5 protein-coding genes are annotated in these 3,431 nt (G+C 44.1%); 4 read left to right on the top strand and 1 reads right to left on the bottom strand.

Annotation, left to right across the window (positions count from 1 at the left end; translation table 11 throughout):
* The 4 genes from A3763_RS15315 to yjgA form a co-directional block, all read left to right on the top strand.
* Positions 1 to 478 (top strand): RNase adapter RapZ (locus A3763_RS15315; RefSeq protein ID WP_304440818.1); only part of this gene is annotated, 478 nt, incomplete at its 5' end.
* A 37-nt stretch (positions 479 to 515) separates the two neighbouring features.
* The gene (locus A3763_RS15310) at positions 516 to 785 is read left to right on the top strand and encodes an HPr family phosphocarrier protein (protein ID WP_068509651.1); all 270 of its coding nucleotides are present in this window, start codon (positions 516 to 518) and stop codon (positions 783 to 785) included.
* Between the two features lie 233 nt (positions 786 to 1,018).
* Positions 1,019 to 2,383 carry a magnesium transporter gene (gene mgtE / locus A3763_RS15305; protein ID WP_068553992.1) on the top strand — a complete coding sequence of 455 codons (1,365 nt, stop codon included), beginning with the start codon at positions 1,019 to 1,021 and terminating at the stop codon, positions 2,381 to 2,383.
* A gap of 50 nt (positions 2,384 to 2,433) precedes the next feature.
* Positions 2,434 to 2,958, top strand: a complete 525-nt coding sequence (gene yjgA / locus A3763_RS15300; protein ID WP_068508115.1) for a ribosome biogenesis factor YjgA — start codon at positions 2,434 to 2,436, stop codon at positions 2,956 to 2,958.
* Positions 2,959 to 2,964: 6 nt separating this feature from the next.
* Here yjgA and A3763_RS15295 read toward each other — a convergent pair.
* On the bottom strand, positions 2,965 to 3,431 hold a 467-nt coding region (locus A3763_RS15295; protein WP_304440817.1), incomplete at its 5' end, for a nitrilase-related carbon-nitrogen hydrolase.

Below are 3,431 nucleotides of genomic sequence, written 5' to 3'. Positions count from 1 at the left end.
ACTAAAAGCTGACCTGACTGTCGACACTACGAAACTAACCCTATACGAGTTAAGAGACCTCATAAAACTTAGAGTGACAGGCAAACGAGAGCAAGAGCTCGCCATACTCTTTCAATCATTTGGTTTCAAAAATGGTGTTCCTAGCGATGCAGATTACGTATTCGACGTTCGCTGTTTGCCAAACCCATACTGGGACCCAAACCTTCGTACTTTTAGTGGATTAGATAAGCCCGTCGTAGACTTCATGAACGCCCAACCCGAATCCATACTAATGAAGGAAGATATCATTAACTTTCTCAGTAAATGGCTTCCTCAATTCAAAGCATCAAACCGTAGCTACATGACTATCGCGATCGGCTGTACCGGCGGCCATCACAGATCGGTCTATATTAGCGAACAGCTTGGTGCGCACTTCAAGTCGCAATTTGATAATGTCCAAATTCGCCACAAAGAGCTACCTTCACCTCACAAAACGTAATAAACTACCCTCTTTTCATTAGCTTAGTAGAACATCCATGCTTTCAGAACAAATCGAAATTATTAACAAACTTGGTCTCCATGCCCGTGCAGCCGCTAAATTTGTCGGTACTGCAACACGCTTTGAAAGCAGTATTAAAATCGCAAAGGATGGCCGAGAAGTCGATGGTAAAAGCATTATGTCTGTGATGATGCTCGCCGCAAGCTGCGGATCTTTTGTTGAAATCAGCTGCGAAGGTGCGGATCAGGAAGAAGCAATGACAGCGATCAAAGACTTGATCAATGATAGGTTTGGAGAAGGCGAATAAGCGCTCACTAAATTTCAAGCCCCCCACTCTTATCAGCTCCAATAAACTAGAACTCACTTTATAAAAGCAAACTAAGGCTCTGTTTATTGGATTATTCTGACTGTCGAAGTGTCAATTCATGCGCTATACTTAAGCAAACGTTTAAGCTATCTATATAGGTCTAATTGTAATCATCACTTCACCAGGCTTATCTGTTTTATCACTTAGCAGTTAACTAGAGATCAACGTGTTCCATGCCTAGCCAATTTTCAAACAAAAGCGCTAAAGAGAAACTTCATAGTGTAAATGAAGTAATCGAAAGCGGCTCTATCCGGCAAATTGAAAGGGTTGTGAACAAGGGGCTAAACGCAAGTGATATTGCACACCTAATTGAATCCTCTCCACCGCGAGAGCGAGCACTAATATGGCGCTTGCTGAATGACGATTTAAAAGGTGAAGTCCTACAAGATCTCTCTGAAGACATACAGGCGCACTTCCTCAGCAAGTTAAATGCTCAGGAAGTCGTAAACTTCACAGAAGACCTCGATACAGATGATCTCGCCGACATACTTCAGCAGCTACCTGACAATGTATCAGCTGAAGTCCTTGAGTCAATGGACACGCAAGACCGTGCCCGTGTCGAGGAAGTCCTCTCATATCACGAGGACACTGCCGGCGGCTTAATGAATACAGATACCGTCACCATCCGCCCCGGTATCACTATTGACGTTGTGTTGCGTTACTTAAGAAGACACCGTTCCTTACCAGAAATGACTGACAAATTGTTGGTTGTTAGTCGTAAAGATGAGCTAGTCGGAACTCTGCCACTTAATAAATTACTTGTCTCTAATCCCACTGCCACGGTTCGGGAAGTAATGGAAACTGACACCATTACCATAGATGTCAATCTGACCGATAGCGAAGTAGCTAATCTATTTGAAAGAAGAGATCTCGTCTCTGCGCCGGTTATTAACAAGGAAGGCATCCTTCTGGGCAGAATTACAATCGATGACGTGGTTGATGTCATCAGAGAAGATGCTGACCATTCGCTAATGAGCATGGCAGGTCTTGATGAAGAAGAAGATACATTCGCCCCCGTTAAGCAAACAAGCAAGCGCAGAGCTATATGGCTTGGCATCAACTTGATTACTGCCTTCATCGCATCAACAGTGATTGGCGTATTCAAAGAAACCATCGAGCAAGTCGTAGCGCTCGCCGTATTGATGCCTATCGTCGCCAGCATGGGGGGCGTCGCAGGTAGCCAAACATTAACACTGGTTATTAGAGCTATTGCTGTTGGCCAAATCAGCCATTCAAATCTGTCATGGCTGTTAAACAGAGAGTTTCTAGTATCCATAATCAACGGCACACTTTGGGCTTTTGTGGTCGCTGTCGCCGCCATTCTTTGGTTTAACGACCTAACGATTGGCCTGGTGATCGCTGCAGCAATGGTCATTAATCTAGTCGTAGCCGCCATCGCTGGCACAATCCTGCCTATTTACCTAAAATCAAAAAGCATTGATCCTGCACTAGCTGGTAGTGTTATCCTTACCACAATTACCGATGTTGTAGGCTTTTTGTCATTCTTGGGCTTGGCAACTTTTGCCTACGCGAACTAGTAAGACTCCATTAATATATTTTTTTGTTATACCATACAGGTACCCAAGTAATGAGCGATTTTGACCAATACCACGACGAAGATGATCTAGAATTTGAGAAAAGTAAAAGTCAGGTCAAGCGCGAGATGGAAGCACTCCAGGCTTTAGGCCGAAAACTTACTGAACTAAAGCCAGCTCAGCTAAAAAAAGTGCCAATGAGTGAAGATCTGACTCATGCAATAAAAGAGTCCTACAATATTCGTCAAAATGAGGCGAAAAGGCGGCACCTTCAATTCATTGGTAAGCTAATGCGCGCAGAAGACGCTGAAGCGATTCAGTTCGCAATTGATCAGTTTGACTCCAGCAGTCAACGATATGCTCAAGAGCTTCACCAAATGGAGTCCTGGAGAGACCGTTTGATTAGCGGTGGAAATGATGTGCTTAGTAATTTTATTTCCGACAACCCTGATACAGACGTACAACACCTGAGAGCGCTCGTTCGCAACGCTAAGAAAGATCACGACCAGCAAAAGAATACTGGCGCGGGTAAAAAGCTGTTTCAATATATTCGAACGATTACTCAAGATATTGAGTAAAGCCAGCTAACTTGAAAATAGCGGCATCGCTGCGCGAATTTTATTCAAGCCTTTAAAATCCAAATTCGCACTACAAATACCAGCTCCTTTGCCGAGCTGGTTTAATATGTTTCCCCAAGGGTCGATGATCATACTCTGTCCCCAAGTTTTACGCCCACGGCTATGCTCTCCACCCTGATTTGCAGCAATAACAAAGCACTGGTTTTCAATAGCTCGCGCACGCAACAATAACTCCCAATGAGCTTGGCCGGTTTTTTCGGTAAAAGCAGAAGGTACAAGTAATATTTTTGCCCTTGCCCTACGCATGTCCTGATACATCTCTGGAAAGCGCAAATCATAGCAAATTGAAAATCCGATTCCGGCCTGAGTACCATCTTCGAAACTTATCGTTTCAACTACGGTTCTTTCACCGGGACAAAAGGTATCCGACTCACGATACTCGCCATGCTCATCACCGACCTCAACATCAAATA

The sequence above is a fragment of the Oleiphilus sp. HI0128 genome, from assembly GCF_001635365.1.
The sequence above is the reverse complement of the archived record's forward strand: the minus strand, read 5'-3'. Positions and strand labels throughout refer to the sequence as shown.